This is a genomic window from Phyllobacterium sp. 628 (assembly GCF_014189505.1).
Classification (GTDB): Bacteria; Pseudomonadota; Alphaproteobacteria; order Rhizobiales; family Rhizobiaceae; genus Phyllobacterium.
Window position 1 is genome coordinate 1,599,950 of the sequence record NZ_CP050301.1, and the last position, 17,176, is coordinate 1,617,125.

14 protein-coding genes and 2 pseudogenes are annotated in these 17,176 nt (G+C 64.9%); 4 read left to right on the forward strand and 12 right to left on the reverse strand.

Going from position 1 to position 17,176, the window contains the following annotated elements:
* Positions 1 to 20 precede the first annotated feature (20 nt).
* The 6 genes from HB779_RS25410 to HB779_RS09445 all read right to left on the reverse strand — a co-directional run bounded on the left by HB779_RS25410 (position 21) and on the right by HB779_RS09445 (position 2,961).
* Positions 21 to 347 carry a transcriptional regulator domain-containing protein gene (locus HB779_RS25410; protein ID WP_371823901.1) on the reverse strand — a complete coding sequence of 109 codons (327 nt, stop codon included), beginning with the start codon at positions 345 to 347 and terminating at the stop codon, positions 21 to 23.
* 96 nt (positions 348 to 443) lie between these two features.
* A complete protein-coding gene (locus HB779_RS09425) occupies positions 444 to 710 on the reverse strand; it encodes a DNA -binding domain-containing protein (RefSeq protein ID WP_188345451.1) in 267 nt (88 codons plus the stop codon).
* Between the two features lie 123 nt (positions 711 to 833).
* Positions 834 to 1,079 carry a hypothetical protein gene (locus HB779_RS09430; RefSeq protein WP_188345452.1) on the reverse strand — a complete coding sequence of 82 codons (246 nt, stop codon included), beginning with the start codon at positions 1,077 to 1,079 and terminating at the stop codon, positions 834 to 836.
* A gap of 189 nt (positions 1,080 to 1,268) precedes the next feature.
* Complete coding sequence (locus tag HB779_RS09435) at positions 1,269 to 1,598, reverse strand: DUF736 domain-containing protein (RefSeq protein ID WP_188345453.1); 330 nt, start codon at positions 1,596 to 1,598, stop codon at positions 1,269 to 1,271.
* A 610-nt stretch (positions 1,599 to 2,208) separates the two neighbouring features.
* Entirely contained in the window at positions 2,209 to 2,649 is a 441-nt protein-coding gene (locus HB779_RS09440; protein WP_188345454.1) for a hypothetical protein, read from the reverse strand.
* Positions 2,650 to 2,793: 144 nt separating this feature from the next.
* On the reverse strand, positions 2,794 to 2,961 hold the full coding sequence (locus HB779_RS09445; protein ID WP_188345455.1) for a hypothetical protein: 168 nt from the start codon (positions 2,959 to 2,961) through the stop codon (positions 2,794 to 2,796).
* 334 nt (positions 2,962 to 3,295) lie between these two features.
* On the opposite strand from HB779_RS09445, the pseudogene HB779_RS09450 reads away from it, so the two are divergent.
* Positions 3,296 to 3,853, forward strand: a pseudogene (locus tag HB779_RS09450) (flavin reductase family protein); the annotation flags it as partial.
* Positions 3,854 to 3,867: 14 nt separating this feature from the next.
* On the opposite strand, the gene HB779_RS09455 reads toward HB779_RS09450, so the two are convergent.
* From HB779_RS09455 to HB779_RS09480, 6 genes and pseudogenes are all read right to left on the reverse strand, one after another.
* Positions 3,868 to 4,803, reverse strand: coding sequence for a DUF2493 domain-containing protein (locus HB779_RS09455; RefSeq protein WP_188345456.1), 936 nt, complete (start codon positions 4,801 to 4,803; stop codon positions 3,868 to 3,870).
* A gap of 315 nt (positions 4,804 to 5,118) precedes the next feature.
* Positions 5,119 to 6,165, reverse strand: a complete 1,047-nt coding sequence (locus HB779_RS09460) for a toprim domain-containing protein (protein ID WP_188345457.1) — start codon at positions 6,163 to 6,165, stop codon at positions 5,119 to 5,121.
* Positions 6,165 to 10,355 (reverse strand): strawberry notch family protein, encoded by a 4,191-nt coding sequence (locus HB779_RS09465; protein WP_244642504.1) that lies wholly within the window; start codon positions 10,353 to 10,355, stop codon positions 6,165 to 6,167. Before HB779_RS09465 ends, HB779_RS09460 begins: the two co-directional genes overlap by 1 nt.
* Positions 10,356 to 10,659: 304 nt before the next feature.
* Positions 10,660 to 12,795: a ParB/RepB/Spo0J family partition protein gene (locus HB779_RS09470; RefSeq protein ID WP_188345458.1), complete on the reverse strand. Its 2,136-nt coding sequence runs from the start codon at positions 12,793 to 12,795 to the stop codon at positions 10,660 to 10,662.
* A gap of 175 nt (positions 12,796 to 12,970) precedes the next feature.
* A pseudogene (locus HB779_RS09475) lies at positions 12,971 to 14,165 on the reverse strand (DUF932 domain-containing protein).
* A gap of 195 nt (positions 14,166 to 14,360) precedes the next feature.
* The gene (locus HB779_RS09480) at positions 14,361 to 14,702 is read right to left on the reverse strand and encodes a helix-turn-helix domain-containing protein (protein WP_244642596.1); all 342 of its coding nucleotides are present in this window, start codon (positions 14,700 to 14,702) and stop codon (positions 14,361 to 14,363) included.
* 195 nt (positions 14,703 to 14,897) lie between these two features.
* Here HB779_RS09480 and HB779_RS09485 point away from each other — a divergent pair, with 195 nt between their 5' ends.
* From HB779_RS09485 to HB779_RS09495, 3 genes are read left to right on the forward strand one after another with little or no spacing between them, the layout of a single operon-like run.
* Positions 14,898 to 15,503, forward strand: a complete 606-nt coding sequence (locus HB779_RS09485; protein ID WP_244642505.1) for a type IV toxin-antitoxin system AbiEi family antitoxin domain-containing protein — start codon at positions 14,898 to 14,900, stop codon at positions 15,501 to 15,503.
* Entirely contained in the window at positions 15,496 to 16,368 is an 873-nt protein-coding gene (locus HB779_RS09490; RefSeq protein ID WP_188345461.1) for a nucleotidyl transferase AbiEii/AbiGii toxin family protein, read from the forward strand. Before HB779_RS09485 ends, HB779_RS09490 begins: the two co-directional genes overlap by 8 nt.
* A 60-nt stretch (positions 16,369 to 16,428) precedes the next feature.
* Positions 16,429 to 17,022 (forward strand): DUF6088 family protein, encoded by a 594-nt coding sequence (locus tag HB779_RS09495; RefSeq protein WP_188345462.1) that lies wholly within the window; start codon positions 16,429 to 16,431, stop codon positions 17,020 to 17,022.
* Positions 17,023 to 17,176 lie beyond the last annotated feature (154 nt).

Sequence of the window (17,176 nt, forward strand, 5' to 3'; positions counted from 1 at the left end):
CGGGCTGCAGGAAGGGCGTGCTATCGGCAGCGATGGAGGCCGGCGCCGGCGTCAGTATCACCGATCCGGTATTCTCTTCCGGAAGCCAGAATACTTGCGCCTCGGCGGAGTTCAGAGCAGGGGCGACAAGGAAATCGCAACCCCCATTGGCTGCCGGCGCGCGCGATCAGCGATGGTGACTCTCTCGGCGCACCGCTGAGTTCGGCATAGTCGCGTTGATAGTCCTCGTTTCGTCGCAGCCATTCCCAGCCAATGTCTGGAGCGGTGAGCTGGTCGACGTAATCGTAACTTGATGACGATCGCCACCGGGATGTGTCGGGCGACATCGAAATCCTCCTAGCTCGCATTATTCGTGCGTTTTGAGCTGGATACGATTCCCAGTTAAGCGACGGTGAGGAAGTCCCTGAGCCGGCAACGGGTGTTGCCGCAGCGGCATCACCGCCTTAGTGGCGGTAGCCTTCACGCACGAGCTCGCGATAGCCGTGGGTGGTCATCCAGCGGGCGCGGGCGAGATGGGTGTCGTGGACGCGCCGCGCCCGGTCAGGGTCGCATTCTGGATCGAGACCGAAGAGAATATGGACAGCTTCGCGCCAGTCGGCACCGTCCGTGGCGGCGTCGAGCAGCCGCAGATAGAGCTTCATGTGCTCACGATCATATGTCGTGAGCACCGCGCTCTCTGGCGGCTCATCTAAAAAGTCTGTCTTGGTCACAACCGTCCCCTGGAATCATTCTTATCCATTCCGGAGGGATTTGTTAACCGTTCTTCGGTTGCACCGCAGCGCAACCCGCGCCGCCAGTGACAACGCCAGGGCGAGCCAATGGTCAAAGGGGCTCTATCGCTTGTTGGTTTTTCCACGGATCACCATCACTCCTTCGCCCTGGTCGGTGGTCAGGAGGAGGATACCGTGGCTTTCAAGCGCCCGCCGGACCTGGTCGCGCGTGGTCTCATACACCTCGAGACCGCTTAAGGATTCGAGGCGTTTCAGCGCGGTCAGTGATACCTGGGCCTTGTCAGCGAGCGTCTCCTGGTTCCATCCGAGCAACGCGCGTGCGGCCCGTGATTGTTGGGCGGTGATCATGCATTGATCACCTCCCACCGACACGAACGCACACGCCAGAACTACGACTATAATAGTCGTTCTAGCCGCCTGACGCTACCTGATACTGCCTTCTGAAATCCGAACCCACGCCTTTTGTCGGAAACTGATTCGGTCGCCCCTAGGCATTTGGCCCCGCCCGGACTGTCCGGGCGGGGCGTCGCGCTGACCTTACTCGCCGTTGCGGCGGCCGTTCGGACGGGACCAGATGAGGCTGAAGCCTTCGCCTTCCTCGTCGTCGAAGAGGTTGGCGTAGATCGGGGCGTTGAAGCTGGGATCGTCGAGCTTCAGGCCCAGATAGGCGCGCCCCTCGTTGGAGGTCTTGGACCAGGCGGCGCCGATCTCGGCGCGGCCGACGAAGACGCGGTGGCTGGGGGCGTTCTCGCCGGTGGCGCGGGCCTCGGGGACGATGCGGACGTTCTTGGTCTGCAGGCTGAGGGTGACGATTTCGCCGGTGAAGTCGTTGTTGCCGGTCTTCTTGAAAGTGCCGATGGTCGCCATGGTCGTTCTCCTTGAACTCTGTTCCGAGCCCGCACTATTGCGGCCTCGATGGCGATCGACAGGCCGGAGGCGATTGACGGCGCACCCCGCAGGGGCCTGACAGCAAAGGAGGGGCTTTCTTGGCTCGCGAGGAATGACGGCGATCCGGGGTCCCCGCGCAGCTTGCTGCGTGGGGTGGGTTCCGGCAGGGGAAGAAAGTTTCGACGCCGCTGTTGCGGCATAGGCGATCGAGGCGCAGCCGACCTTCGGCCAGATCAGCCCATTGAAGAGGCCGTTTTGGAGCGGTCGACCTGACAGAGATGCATCACAGGAGAACGTGGCGACCACCCGGGACCGATATGACCGTGACGACGCCCGACACCGCGGTTCAACCAGCTCCGTCAGACGCTACGTCCCGCCGTCTCCTTGCCGCCGCCCGCGAGATCGCCCCCTCCCGGCACTCGCACCGTCGGGAGCGTGTCAAAGCATTGCCTCCAGCACCGTCACCGAGGGCACAGCGCGTCGGTTGGGTCAGCCGTCGATCCGATCAACGCGATTGCAAACGACCCTGACGAGGCGAGCGCGACAGGTAAGACATCAACTCGCCGTCCTGCCGCCGCCTGCAACGATGTCAGGCGCGCGCGACGTTCTGCCCGGTTGGCCCGGGCGCGGCCATTGCTGTCACTCGGATCAGCGCCGTGGCGCCAACGGCGATTGCGCCGATGACGGAGAAGATAATCTGCCAGGTGTCGGAGGGCATGGTGTGTTTCACGATGCCGTGCGTCGCGTGGTAGCCGGCGAGCGCTGCGGGTGCGACGAAGGCGAGTGCGATCGCGAGGCGCATCCAGAGCGGACGGATGAAGGCGAGCAGGACCTGCCCGAGCCCCAGCGTCAGTGCGGCGGCGACAAGGCCGACGATGATCGTGCCGAGCCAGCCGGCGCCGGTCTGATAGGCCCATGTCCCGGCGCTGACGCCTGCAAAGAACGGCAGTGCGAAGACAGCCAGTGTGAACAACAGCCAGCACAGAGCGCCGATTGCCGCGATGCTGGAGAGGATGCCGATGAAGATCATGATGGTGGTCTCCGTGAGAAAAGGTCCGACGGTTGCGCCTCCACCACCACCACGGCGCGACAACAGTATAGCCGAAGAGAAGGCGGGGCGGGAGCGGAAATCCAGTCGGATCCCCGCTTGCTGCCGTGACGCCTTTGCCCGCGATCAGCGGGCGAAGGGATCGACCTCGTGAACGATGGCGGCGGCTTCGCCATCATATTCGCCGGCGGGCATGACGCCGATGGTGCCATCGCCGGCCTGGAAGATGACGATCGAGACCATGAGGGTGGTGGCGAGGCTGAAGGCGAAGGCGTGAGCTTGCTTGAGGGACATCTGACCGGCTCCTGTCTTGGAGGCGGGAGACCATCTCCCGCGCGACAGGCGCCCGATGTGTCCGGCCGGGGGCCGCAATCACCGTGTAGGCGAAGCTGGAGCGGCGGCATGCTCGCATAGCCGACCCTTTACGGGTTGATGGCGTCAGGCCAGCGGCTGGACCAAGGATTAGCGCAATGGAAGCGGGAGATGGTTTTCCGCCATGACCAGGGCCACGATGGAAACGCCCGTTCAATGCTTTCACGCCCTAGCATCGTCGCCGTGCTGCCGGTCGTGATGCTGCCGACACGGGCCGGTATGGTCATGCAAAGCGCAACAGCCGAAGAGAACGCCAGTGCCGAAGCTTCCCAAGAAGACCGATTTCCCCGTCAGCCAGGTCCGGCGCTATCTGGAGCCAGGCCCGATCGTGCTGGTGTCGTCAAATTGGAAGGGCGCGACCAACATCATGACGCTTGGCTGGCACACGATCCTGGAGTTTTCGCCGTCGCTTGTCGGCCTGATGATCTCCGGCGGTAATCACAGCCACCGCATGATCCGCGAAAGCCGGGAATGCGTGATCAACCTGCCGACGACGGCGCTGACCGATACGGTGGTCGGGATCGGCAACACATCGGGGGTCGAGATCGACAAGTTCGCCAAGTTCAATCTCACGGCGCAAGACGCGAGCGAGGTTGATGCGCCGCTGATCGGCGAATGCCATGCCAGCTTCGAATGCCGCCTTCACGACGATGCGCTGGTCGAGAAGTACAATTTCTTCATCTTCGAGGTGGTGAAGGCGCATGTCGCCGCATCGCCAAAACATCCCGAGACGCTGCATTACACCGGCGATGGCGTGTTCATGGTGTCCGGCAAGATCATCAGTCGCAGGTCGCTGTTCCGACCCGAGATGCTGCGAGAGAACGGCGCTTACGCGCCGCCTCCCTTCGGACGGAAATCGAACAGCGGGATGCCGAGCTTCCTCGCCTTGTCGGCGAGATTGTCCTGGATGCCGGTGCCGGGGAAGACAATGACCCCGATCGGCAGGACGTCGAGCATCTGATCGTTGCGCTTGAACGGTGCGGCCTTGGCGTGTTTCGTCCAATCGGGGGCGAAGCCGACCTGGGGCACCTTGCGGGCGTCGGCCCATTTGGCCGCGATCTTCTCGGCGCCCTTCAGCGACTTGCCGTGCAGCAGCACCATGTCGGGATGCTTGGCGTGGACCTGATCGAGCTTGGCCCAGATAAGGTGGTGATCGTTGAAGTCGAGCCCGCCGGTGAAGGCGATTTTCGGACCGGCGGGGAGCAGCACCTGATTGTCGGCACGCTTCTTGGCAGCGAGGAAGTCGCGGCTGTCGATCATCGCCGAGGTCAGGTTGCGGTGGTTGACCATCGATCCGCTGCGCGGTCGCCAGTTCGAGCCCGTGTGGCGTTCGTAGTGTTCGGCGGCCTGGTCGCGCATCAGCTCGAAGGCGTTGCGGCGTTCGATCATGGTCTGGCCCTCGGCCGTCAGGCGTTCCAGCTCGACGGCCTTCACTTCGCTACCGTCCTGTTCGCGCTGGCCGCGACGCTGCGCCTGTTCATTGTCGTCCAACTCGCGCTCGATCCGGTCGGTGGCCCGGTGGAAGACGTTGACCGTCGACCAGAGGAGATCGTCGAGATCGGGCTCGAGGCGGGTGTCTTCCAGGGTGGCGATCAGGGCGTCGAAGATGTCGGCGATGGCGCCGGCGACGTGGTCGCCCTCCGGAAGCGGTCGGGGATCGGGCTCATCCGTGAAGGGACGGTAGCCGTAAAGCTGGAGTTCGCTGAGGACATGGTCGGTGGGGGAAGAGGCGTGGTGCGGTTCGTAGTCGTCGTGCTCGCTCATCGGGATGCTCCGTCGATTTGACCGCGACCCTCGCGGCCTTCATGGCGACGAAAGCCGGCGGGCGGGCCGGACCTGCATCCGCAGCGGAGCGGAGGGCCGGAGCACAGCGGAGGATGACGAAGGCGGGCTATTTTGTTTCGCGATGGAAAGCGGCCGTCGGCCGCGCCGGAAAATAGTCCGCCGCAGACATTGCGGGTCCGGGCCGTTTGCTGGCCGATCGCCCTCTCGAAGGCCGGGGCGCGGTTCTCTCCGACATGGGGATCATCCGAGCGATGCCGACGACGGCGCTCCCGCCGCCTGCATTCTCCTGTCGGCCTATGCCGCAAGCGCCATGAAGCGCGCGACGTCCTGTGGCGCGATCTGCACCCGGGCCGCTGCCCGGAGGCTGCACAGACCCGCCAAGCGGAGATCCTCGTTGAAGTCGCTTAAGGCTGGAGACACCACGACCGCCTCGATCCCGGCCGCGTTCGCCCGTTCGATCAACGTTGCCATCGCACCGTCGCCGGCCGGATCATTGTCGCGGGCGATGTAGAGCCGGCGCAGCGTGTCGGGGAACAGGATGGCCGAGAGATGTGCCGCCGAGAGCGCCGCCGCCATTGGCATGGAGGGCAGCGCCATCCTGAGCGATAGCATCGTCTCGATACCTTCGCCTGCCGCCATCACTTCACCCGCCACACCGAAGCGAACGGCATGCCCCAGGAGGTCGCCCATCGCTCGCCTCGGCGTGTCGACAGGGGCCTTGTCCGTCCCGTCCGGGGCGAGCCAGGTGCGATGCGCGCCGGTCTGACGCCCGTCGAGATCGGTGACCGATGCAATCATCGCCGGCCAGGTCTCAGTCGGGGAATGCTCGTCGGGCCGATAATAGCAGCGGGGATGGAAGCGAAGGCTTCCGGTTTCGTGCAAATCGGTAATGCCGCGTGTGCGGAGATACGTCTTTACGAGTGTGCCCGAAATCGGCTGCGCCATGGCAAAGAGCCGTCGTGCCGCTTCCGGTGATCCTGATGGCGCCGGTGACTTACGCTCGCCACCATGCGGACGGTCCGGTTCAGGATGCGGCATCGACAGGAATGTGCGCGCCTCATCGGCGACGTCCTTGAAGTCGACAAAGCCGCAGCTCTCACGGATGACGTCCAGCAGGTCGCCATGCTCGCCAGTGGCGGCGTCGGTCCATTTTCCGGCTGCGCCCTTGCCGGTTTCGCCGCCCTTCAGCCGCACGAACATCGAGCGGCCGGGGGTGTTGCGCACGTCGCCGACCATCCAATAGCGGCCCTCGCGATGGCCGGAAGTCAGGTAATGGCGGCACACCGCCTCGGCCTGTCGGCCGAGACGGATCGCCAACTCGGAAGCGTCGTGCCGTGCCATCACGCCACCTCTCGCTCACTGACGCGCTCGACGGGATAGCGCTCCAACACCTTGGTCAGGATCGCGCGGCCGGTCGTATCGGTCGGCACGAACATCCGCAGCTTCCACGAGATGATCTCGTGAAACAGGCCATAGGCGCGCAGGCGATCGCGCATGGCGTCGGTGAAGCCGGACAGCTCGATGCGGTTGGCGCCCATGACCCGGACACGACGAAGCTGGAGCCGCTCGGCGAGGTCGAGGATGGTCTTGCCGTCCATCAGCGCCATGAAGGCGTCGTCCGGCGTCAGGGTCGATGTGCCGGTGGCGAGCGCGCCGGCCACCCATGCGGGAGAGACCCGACGGCCGACGATGCGCTCGCCGTCGTCGGTCTGGAGCCGATAGACCCGCGTCGACTCGTTCGGCAGCCGCTTCCAGATCGGCAGCAACAACCCGCTGACGACGTGAATGGTGCTGTCGGCATACTCCGGCACTTCGGCCACCTCGGCATCCCATGCCGCGGTGAAGCCCGTCCGGTCCGCGTCGATCCAATGGGTCTCGTCCATCATCCTGATGGGGAGGTTGTGCGCCTCCATCGGCCGGATCAGCCGGACGCGCCGTTCGATCTCGCCGTCGTCCAGCATGATGCTGGTGGTCGGGATCTGCACGGCGGCGCGGCCCGAGCGTTCGTTGATCAGCAGCCTGGCGCGCGGATCGTCGAGATGGTCGAGCGCCTCGGCCAGCATCACCGGCCGGTTGCGCTGGCGCTGGGTGATGGTCAGCAGCCGGGCTTCGGCTCCGGTGCCGGGATGGACATGAATGGTCCGGCGATCGGTGACGATGAAGCTCTCGGCCTGCAGGGTCTCCAGCCCGACGTCATAGCTGCCCGACGCGATAGCGCCTTCTATCTTGGCGTTCAGCAGCCGCTCGAACGCCGTGAACAGGACACCCTGGAGTTCGATGGTCAGCGCCAGCAGCCGGTTGAGGAAGGTGGTGATCGGCGGCAACTCGTCCTTGATGCCGGTGGAATCGGTCAGCGACAGGCCGGTGGCGTCCTCGAACATCTGGAGCGAGCAGCCGTCGACCTTGCCGCGCACCAGCAGCAGATAGAGCTGGCGCAGCGCGTCGCGCGCATAGTGCGATTCCAGATTGTCCTCGGGCCGGAACAGGCCCTGACCGCCGGTCTGGCGCTGGCCGCGCGTGATCGCGCCCAGGGTGTCGAGCCGGCGGGCGATGGTCGACAGAAACCGCTTTTCCGCCTTCACGTCCGTCGAGATCGGCCGGAACAGCGGCGGCTGCGCCTGATTGGTCCGGTTGGTGCGGCCCAGGCCCTGAATGGCGGCGTCGGCCTTCCAGCCTGGCTCCAGCAAATAGTGGACGCGCAGCCGCTGGTTCCGCGCCGACAAATCGGCGTGGTAGCTGCGCCCGGTGCCGCCGGCGTCGGAGAAGATCAGGATACGCTTCTGATCGTCCATGAAGCCTTGCGTCTCGGCGAGGTTGGCCGACCCGGCACGGTTCTCGACGGCGAGGCGATCGATACCGCCGGGGCTGATCTTGCGGACGATGCGGCGCGAGCGTCCGGTCACCTCCGCCACGACGTCGGTGCCGAAGCGCTGGACGATCTGGTCGAGCGCCCCCGGGACCGGCGGCAGCGAGGCCAGCGTCTCGATCAGGCGGTCACGGCGGGCGACGGCGTCGCGGCTCTCGACGGGTTGGCCGTCGCGAAACACCGGCCGCGACGACAGGTTACCCTCGCTGTCGGTGAAGGGCTCGTAGAGCTGCACCGGGAAGGAATGGGCGAGATAATCCAGGACATATTCCCTGGGCGTGATGTCCACCCGGACGTCGTTCCATTCCTCGGTCGGGATCTCCGCAAGGCGGCGCTCCATCAGGGCTTCGCCGGTCGACACGATCTGGATCACGGCGGCATGGCCGTCGGCCAGGTCCTGCTCGATCGAGCCGATCAGGGTCGGCGTCTTCATCGAGGTCAGGAGATGACCGAAGAACCGCTGCTTGGCGGATTCGAAGGCCGAGCGGGCGGCGGATTTCGCCTGGCGGTTCAGCGTGCCGGTGTCGCCGGTGATATTCGCCGCCTGCATCGCGGCGTCGAGATTGTTATGGATGACCGCGAAGGCCCCGGCATAGGCGTCGTAGATGCCGGTCTGCTCAGGCGTAAGCTGGTGCTCGAGCAGCTCGTATTCGACGCCGTCGTAAGAGAGCGACCGTGCCGTGTAGAGGCCGAGCGAGCGCAGGTCGCGGGCCAGCACCTCCATCGCCGCCACGCCGCCGTCCTCGATCGCCTCGACGAATTCGGCGCGGGTCGAGAACGGGAAGTCCTCGCCGCCCCAGAGACCGAGGCGCTGGGCATAGGCGAGATTGTGAACGGTGGTTGCGCCGGTCGCCGAGACATAGACAATACGGGCGTTCGGCAGGGCGTGCTGAAGGCGCAAGCCCGCTCGTCCCTGCTGTGAGGCGGCGACATCGCCGCGTTCACCTTTGCCGCCCGCGGCGTTCTGCATGGCATGGCTCTCGTCGAAAATGATCACTCCATCGAAGTCGGAGCCCAACCATTCGACGATCTGCTTGACGCGGGAAAGCTTACTCCCGCGGTCGTCGGACCGTAGCGTGGCGTAGGTGGTGAATAGGACGCCTTCCGAGAGGCGGATGTCCTTGCCCTGCGAGAAGCGCGACAGCGGCGTGACCAGCAGGCGCTCCATGCCGAGCGCCGACCAGTCGCGCTGGGCGTCCTCCAGCAGCTTGTCGGATTTGGAGATCCACACCGCCTTGCGACGGCCCTGCATCCAATTGTCGAGGACGATGCCGGCCGACTGGCGACCCTTGCCGGCGCCAGTGCCATCGCCGAGCATGAAGCCCCGGCGGAAGCGCACGGCGTTGGGCGCATTGTCCGGCGCGGCCGAGACGATGTCGAAGGTGTCGTCGAGCGTCCACGAGCCTGCGAGGAAGTCGGAATGCGCCTCGCCGGCGTAGATGACGGTTTCGAGTTGCGCGTCGGAGAGAAGGCCGTCGGTGACGATGTTGGTGGGCAGCCTGGGCCGATAGCTCGGCTTCGGCGGCGCGACCGAGGCCATCGCCACCGACTGCACGAGCTTGGTCGGGTGAGCTTGAGCGTCGGGAATACGGATCGCCTGCAATCCGTACTCTTCATAGATCGCGTCGGTGATGCGGCCGTCTTCGGCGGGCGTCCAGTCCACGGTCTCATAGGCGAGTTCGACGCCCGCAAGCTCGGTAACGGTGCGGGCTGCTGTGGCGGCGGCGCGGGCGACATAGCCGCGAACGGTCCGCGGAGCCTGCGCGGGCGAAGCCACGGCGACGGCCACGGCCGGATCGATGGGCAGCCGCGCGGGGACGTGTTCGCCGATCCAGGTGATGAGTGTTGCGACATCGGGCGCGACGCCAGGCGAAGCCGGGAATGCCGCCGCATCATCGGCCGGCGCCTTGTCGATGACGGTCAGGCGGGTGTCGATAGTCGTGCCGTGCTTGGCATAGACAGCGCCGTCGATCGCGGCCGTGAATACGACCCGGCCTTGTTCCTGCAGGCGGGTGAATGCGGTCCGCCATGCCGGCGCATCGGGTGCGAAGCTCGCTCCGGTGATCGTCACGAGGCGCCCGCCGTCGACCAGGCGAGCGAGAGCCGAGGCGACGTGTCGATAGGCGGCCTCAGTCATCCGGCCCGTGACGTTCGCCATCACGGAGAACGGCGGGTTCATCAGGATGACGCTCGGCACGATGCCCGCGTCGAGATGATCGTCGATCTGGGCCGCGTCGAAGCGGGTGACGGGAATGGCCGGAAAGAGGTGGGACAGGAGATCGGCCCGGGTGTCGGCCAGCTCGTTCAGGACGAGCGCGCTCCCGGTGATCTCCGCTAGGACAGCGAGAAGGCCCGTGCCGGCGGACGGCTCCAGCACGCGATCGGCTGGTGTGATAGCCGCAGCGGTTAGCGCGGCGACGCCGAGCGGGAGTGGCGTCGAGAACTGCTGGAAGGACTGGCTTTCCTCCGATCTCCGCGTGTGGGTGGGAAGAAGGCTGGCGATCTTCACCAGCATCGGCAGGGCAGCAGCCGGAGACCCGGCTTTGCGTAAAAGCGCGTTGCCGTATTTGCGCAAGAAAAGGATCGTCGCTACTTCGCAGGCCTCATAGGCCGTCTTCCAGTCCCAGGCGCCGGAGGTGTCGGATGCGCCGAAGGTGGTTTTCATGGCGGTGCGCAGGGCAGCGGCATCGACCCGCTGGCCGTGTTCGAGATGGGGAAGCAGTAGCTGCGCGGCCTGGAAAATCGCGGCAGAAGGATCGGGGACATGGCCGAGGGGGAAGCAGCGCGGCGAGCGGAGCTGCCGCGGATACAGGGATCGTCGTCATCGGAAGAACCTCGGAGAGCGGATCGGGACGAACCGGCGGCGCTCTCTCTCGACCGGACCGGCTCGAACCCGTCCCGGCCGTCCTCTCACTCTGGCTTGGGCATGAAGGAAGGTGCGGGGCGGCCGAAACCGCCCCGCAAGCCCATCATTCGGCGGCGATGAGGTGACCTTCGTCGTCCTCGGAATCGGCCGGGGCTTCCTCTTCGTCATCGGTGCTGAGGAATTCCGGCAGCTCGGCCCCCTCAGTTTCTCCGCCGCTCTCAGCGTCCGATGCAGAATCGCCTGCGAGGTCTGCGAGCCGAAGCGGCTCGGGCAGCCAGCCGGTGTCGGCCAACAGCCGCTCAGCCTCCTTGGCCATGTCACCCTTCTTCAGATGATCGATGAGCTGCGCCGACGCCTCGCCCTTGGCTTCCCGCACCGCTTCGAGGATGCGTGGCTTGGTCACCCGACCGAGATAGTTGTCGATGGTCGGGCGCCATCCCACTTCCGCCATGTCGAGACCGACGGCGCGCGCGATCCGGTCGGCCTGCTTCAGCCGACGTTCCAGCCCGTGCTGTGAGATGCCGGAGCCGCCATAACGGTCGACTTTCTCGGAGAGCGCATTGACGCCGTAGGAGACGCAATGCGCCAGCAGGGCGGTCCGGCTGACGTCGTCGAGATCGACAAGCCAGTCCCAAAGGGCATCCTCGTCCTGCGGGATGTCGGCCTCCCAGCCTTCCTGCCGTTCCGCCACCGACTTGGCGGACGTGCTGTCCTTTAGGTCGGCGGCCTGGGCGGAGAAGAAGACGTGGCGGACCGACACCTCCAGGCACCCGCCGGAAGACGAGGTCCGGTGGAAGGTGTCGAGCACGAGCTTATGCAGCAGCGCCGTGATCGCGACGTGCGGGTTGCCGGCGAGCGCATCCCGCAGAGCGAGGGTGCGGTGCGCCGTCAGTTCGCTGACCAAGCGTTCGGGCAGCGGCTTGATGACATCGTCCTCCTCATCCTCCGGTTCGGGCTTACCGCCGATGGTGATGACCGCCCGCATCGGCTGCGCGTTCGGCGCCGCGCCTTCGGTCTCGCCGTCGCCGTCGATCTGAGACGCGATCGGCGCCTCGTCCTCGGGACGGACATAGCCGCGCTCGATGGTCAGTCGGCCCGAGCTGTCGATGCTGACGAAGGCGCCGGCGCGCGCGATCTCGGCCGGATCGTAGAGGGTCGGCCAGTTCTGGAAGGCGGCGATCGCGGTCTCGATCTCCTCGAGCCGCAGATCGACCGCCTCCGGCAAATCCTCGCCATCGTCATGCTCGGCGTAGAGCCGATCCAGCTCCTCGGTCAGGGCCTCGTAGGCGGTCTGCTCGTCGGCGGTGAGTTCGGGGCGCTCGCCCGCGATCCGGCGCAAGCCGGTGGTGTGGCCGTAGGGGAAGTCCAGCGCGGCATCGATCCAGCGCCAGCCTTCGGCCGCGATCTCCTCAGCGGCTGTGCCGAGCTTCGCGGTGGCGAGGCTGTCGAGCAAGGCCGGGTCCTGCAGCCACCCGCCGTCGTCGGCCTGGAACAGGTCGCGAAGGGTCGCGCCGCCGGCCGCCTCATAGGCTTCGACCCCCACGAACTGCGCACGACGATCGGACGCGCGGACAGCACCCTCAGTCAGCATGCGGCGGATCTCATAGGGCTGGCGGCTGTAGGATCGCTGGATGGTTTCCCAGACCTCCATCTGCCGGGCATGGTCATGCGACACCGTGAAGGCCATGAGCTGGTCAAGCGCGATGCCGTCCTCGGCATAGACGTCAAGCAGCGCCGGAGCGACCGAGGCGAGCCGCAGGCGCTGACGGACCACGGCCGGGGTCACGTAGAAGCGGGCGGCGATATCCTCCTCGCCCATGCCGCGCCCGATCAGCGCCTGGAAGGCCTTGAACTGATCGAGCGGATGGAGCGCCTCGCGGTGGACGTTCTCGGCGAGGCTGTCTTCCTCGGCCGGGATCGCGGAGGTCGCGTCGCGGACGTTGCAGGGGATCGGTGCGGTCTTCGCGAGACGCTTGGCCTTGACCAGCAGTTCGAGCGCCCGGAACCGGCGACCGCCGGCCGGGACCTCGAAGATGCCGGTTTCCACGCCCTCGCCGTCGAGCACAGGGCGAACGTTGAGGTTCTGAAGAAGACCGCGGTGGCCGATATCCTCGGCTAGTTCGGGGATCGAGACGCCGGCCTTGGTCTTGCGGACGTTGGCCTGGCTCAGGATGAGCTTGTTGAAGGGGATGTCGCGACGCTCGCCAAGGGACGCGATCTTCTGAACGGCGGTTGCCATATCGGGATACTCCAGGACGGGCGGCCGAGAGCCTCTCTCTCGACCTCCAACCCGTCACGAAGCGCAGCGCCGCCCTCTTCCTCTAAAGGGGGCAGCGCCACGGACCGGCAAACCGGAAAGACACGGAAGCGCAAAGCCGGAGACACGGAAAACCGCATCCCCGGCTTCACGGAAATCAGGCCGCTCGGTCGAGCAGCTTCTTCGCCTTGGCCTCCATGTCGAGGCGGGCGTCCTGATGGGGCTTGTCGCGCGCGACGGCGGTGATGCCCTGCACGAAATCGAAGATGCTCTCGGGCGGGCGACCTTCCTCGGCCAGCACCGTGTCGATGATCTTGCCGGTCTCGGCCTTGGAGAAACCACGACGACGCAGGAAGTCGGTGCGGTCTTCGTCGGTCTTCGCCACGATCCGTTCGCGCGCCGCCTTGATGCCGTTGACGAAGGGTTGCGGCGACGAGTTCGCGAAGTTCAGGAGCGCCGGGGCCGCCTCATGGGCGAACCGATTGGCGGCATATTTGGAATGGCGGATGGTGATCTCCTCGAAATCCTCAACGCCCCAGAGATTTCGATTCTGGCAAACCGCGCGCAGATAGAAGCTCGCCATGCCGAGGGTCTTGGCGCCGACCTCGGAATTCCAGCAATAGAAGCCCCCGGAAATAGAGGTCGGGCGATCCGTCCGGCAATCGGCCGGCCTCGATCGGATTCAGGTCGTCGACCAGGAACAGGAAGACGTCGCGATCGGAGGCATAGAGCGTCGTCGTGTCCTTGGTGATATCGACCCGCGGATTGTAGACGCCGGTCGACCAGTTGAGCACGCCGGGCACCTTCCAGCGGGTGTCGCCCGTGCCGTTGCCGGCAATGCGTTGCACGGCTTCCACGAGTTCTGCATCGAATATCCTCCCATAATCTGGGCCGGTGACGGCGCGCAGCTCCGTGCGGCCATCGTCGGTTTCCAGCGTCTTGATCTGCTCGGCCCGGTTGGAGGTGAGGCCGTATTGCAGGTTGATGGCGGCGAGCGCCGCCGGGAGCTGGCGCAGGTAGGCGGCGGGTGCGCCGACCAGGCTGGCGAGCTGTCCGAAGGACCAGTGTGTCGGCGCGATAGGCACATCCGTGCCCGGGAGAATCAACGCCAGCCGCTCCGGGTCATTGCGGTTCGCCTCAACATGGATCAGCGCGCTCTCCACCACGCAGGTCCGGCTGCGATCGGCGCGGTCGCGGACCGAGCGCGCCAACTCGGACAGCGACAGATAACGCTCGTCGGCCGGACGCGAGAACCATTCGGACGAGACGCGGCCGACCCGCTCGCCGCGGTTGACATCGACTTTGTAACCGCCGGTCGTGTCGCAGCGTGCATCGAGAACTTGCATGTTCATGGGACCAATCTCCATGACGGGCGCCGGAGACCTCTTCTCCAGCCCTCAACCCGTCACGGCAAAGCCGGTCCGTCCTCTTCCTCTCAAAGGGGCGTTGCGGGGCCTCCCGCAGAAGGGGGTCGGCCGAGACCGCAGGGCTCGGACGCAGGGGAAGGCGTTCCCCTCCCGGTGCGGACGTCGAAGGTTCTGCAAAGATCAGTCGTCGCTCTTTGGTCCAGGTGTCCGTTTGATCCGAACGCGTTTCGGCAGATCTCCGCTGGCCAAAACTTGCCCCACAGGATCACGGCTGATGTCAGCGATTTCCTGCAGGTGGGCAAGAAAGCCAAGAGCATGCATGACTGCGGCATAGATGCCGATACTCACGCCGGTATCGCCAGCTTCGACGCGTTGGAGTGTGGATCGGGATGTGAATGCGCGCTCCGCGACGACCGCCATCGGCAAGTGACGTCGCCGGCGGGCATCCCGTAGGTCGGCCCCAAGCTTGCGCAAAGCGCGTCTGACCCCGACAGATGGGTAATGCGGTGTGGCATCTGATATCTTCGTGCGACGTTATCATCTTTAATGTAGCACGAAGCTGACATAAGGTGTCATCGCTTCCTGCCTCCAACGGCTTGAGCTCGAACCAGAGCGACAACCTCTTTGATCTGGCACCTTTCCTCGCCATACGAAGAGTGATACAAATCCTCGGATAACAACTCCTATGTTCCGAGTTTTCGTATCGTGCCACCATCCATGTCCCAACGCCAGATTGCCCATACCGTACTGACCGCGCGCGGAATTTCGCGCCTGGCGGAGCTGCGCGAGGCGGGCGTAACGGCCGCAACCATGAGTCGCATGGAACGCGACGGAGAGGTGCTTCGGCTCGCGCGAGGACTTTATCAACTTTCCGATGCGCCCCTCGACGTTCACCACAGTCTCGCAGAGGCCGCCAAACGGATTCCCAAAGGCGTGGTTTGCCTCGTTTCGGCCCTGGCTTTCCATGGTCTGACCGATCAGCTCCCGAGGCAGGTTTGGCTCGCCGTGGGTCAGAAGGACTGGTCCCCGAAAGCCGAAGGCACGCCCATTCGGCTGGTACGTTTCACGGATCGCCTCCTAACGGAGGGTGTTGAAACCCACGCTGTCGAGGGAGTGGCCGTGAAGGTCTTCGGCGTCGCGAAGACGGTCGCCGATTGCTTCCGCTATCGGAACAAGATTGGCCTGTCCGTGGCGATCGAAGGCCTTCAGGAAGCGCTGCGTCAGCGCAAGACGACGCCGGGCGAGATTGCCAGGCAGGCTGAGCGAGGAACAGTCGCCACGATCGTTCGGCCCTATCTCGAGGCGCTGACCGCCAATGGCTAAGGAGATCAAGAATATCGGCGCCTCGGTTCGCGCCCGCCTGTTGCAGGTCTCCAAGACGAGCGGCCAGACCTTCGATCTTGTCCTGACCCGTTTCGCGCTGGAGCGGCTGCTCTTCCGGCTCAGCCAGTCACCCCACGCCGACCGCTTCGTTCTGAAGGGCGCGATGCTGATGATGAGTTGGTTCGATGACCCGCACCGCGGCACGCGCGACCTTGATCTGCTGGGCTTCGGCGATCCGAGCGCGGAGCCGATGCTGGCGACGTTTCGGGATATCCTGGCGCAGGGTGCGGCCGACGGTGTGGAGTTCGACGTCGATGCGCTTCGTGTCGATCGAATCCGCGAAGAACGGGAATATGGCGGCCTGCGACTGCGGACAACAGCATCGATCGGCGGCGCCCGGATCAGTCTGACGATCGATATCGGCTTTGGCGATGCGGTGGAGCCCGGCGCCGAAGAACTGGACTATCCGTCCATGTTGGACTTTCCCATGCCCCGGCTGCGGGGTTATGCGCGCGAGACCGTCATTGCCGAGAAATTCCAGGCGATGGTGGCGCTGGGACGGGCTAATACCCGGATGAAGGACTTCTACGACATCTGGATTCTCAGCCGGTCTTTCACCTTCGACGATGACAGGTTGCCCCGCGCGATCGCCGCCACTTTCGCGCGGCGCGGAACGGCAATACCTCAAGACCTGCCGGATGCGCTGACGTCGGTCTTCGCCGAGGACGCGCAGAAGAAGCGACAATGGCGCGCTTTCGTCGAGGGAGTAGTAGCCCACGATCCGGGGGAACTTGCCGTTGTCATTAAAGATATTGCCACTTTCCTCATGCCTCGAGTGACCTCCACCCGGAGCTTGGGTCAATGAAGGTGACATTCTTCTTGATAGCTGTCAGAAAACGTCATAGATTTCTGACAGGAGAATGGCGTGCAACGGTTGACCGAACAGATTCTTGATCATGCAGGTGGGCTGCCCGAGGGAAGTCCTATCGCGGCAAAAAGCTTGCTCCACCTCGGCAACCGCGCTGCAGTGGACCAGGCATTGTCGCGCCTTGCCGAGCGAGGTCAGTTGATCCGCGCCGGGCGCGGCCTCTATCTACGTCCCGTTTCGAGTCGACACGGCATCCGCTCGCCCTCGGTGCAAAAGGCCGTCGAGGCGCTCGCAAGCCAGAGAGGCGAGGTCATCGTGTCTAGCGGTGCCGCGGCTGCCAATACGCTTGGTCTTACGACGCAGGTGCCGGTGCGGTTGGTCTACCTGACGTCGGGCCGTAGTCGGACCATGTGTTTCGGCAAGCAAACAATCGAACTGAGACATGCGCCTCGCTGGCAGCTTGCTCTGGCGAATAGGCCTGCTGGCGCGGTAGTTCGAGCGCTTGCCTGGCTTGGTCCTGAGAAGGCCGATGCTGCTCTCGTGGCACTGAAGCGTAAGATTCCGCCGTCCACGTTTAACGAACTTGTTGCGGTAGCGCCGCAGCTACCGACTTGGCTCGCGCGCAGCGTGGGAAAGGCCGCTCATGGCTGATCCCCACCTCCGGCAGTTGATCTTCGCCCGGGGTTCATTCCCTCCGGCTTTAATTCCACAAGAGACTATGTATTCCGCTGTTCTGCCGCAGATGCCTGAAGGCTGTTCGCCTGATCGAATGCGAGATCAGGAAATAGCCAATATCGGAGAAATA

Coding starts and splice junctions, on each gene's coding strand:
- HB779_RS25410 (WP_371823901.1), bottom strand. CDS start 347: ATGCGAGCTAGGAGGATTTCGATGTCGCCCGACACATCCCGGTGGCGA.
- HB779_RS09430 (WP_188345452.1), bottom strand. CDS start 1,079: ATGATCACCGCCCAACAATCACGGGCCGCACGCGCGTTGCTCGGATGG.
- HB779_RS09435 (WP_188345453.1), bottom strand. CDS start 1,598: ATGGCGACCATCGGCACTTTCAAGAAGACCGGCAACAACGACTTCACC.
- HB779_RS09440 (WP_188345454.1), bottom strand. CDS start 2,649: ATGATCTTCATCGGCATCCTCTCCAGCATCGCGGCAATCGGCGCTCTG.
- HB779_RS09445 (WP_188345455.1), bottom strand. CDS start 2,961: ATGTCCCTCAAGCAAGCTCACGCCTTCGCCTTCAGCCTCGCCACCACC.
- HB779_RS09455 (WP_188345456.1), bottom strand. CDS start 4,803: ATGAGCGAGCACGACGACTACGAACCGCACCACGCCTCTTCCCCCACC.
- HB779_RS09460 (WP_188345457.1), bottom strand. CDS start 6,165: ATGGCACGGCACGACGCTTCCGAGTTGGCGATCCGTCTCGGCCGACAG.
- HB779_RS09465 (WP_244642504.1), bottom strand. CDS start 10,355: ATGAAAACCACCTTCGGCGCATCCGACACCTCCGGCGCCTGGGACTGG.
- HB779_RS09470 (WP_188345458.1), bottom strand. CDS start 12,795: ATGGCAACCGCCGTTCAGAAGATCGCGTCCCTTGGCGAGCGTCGCGAC.
- HB779_RS09485 (WP_244642505.1), top strand. CDS start 14,898: ATGTCCCAACGCCAGATTGCCCATACCGTACTGACCGCGCGCGGAATT.
- HB779_RS09490 (WP_188345461.1), top strand. CDS start 15,496: ATGGCTAAGGAGATCAAGAATATCGGCGCCTCGGTTCGCGCCCGCCTG.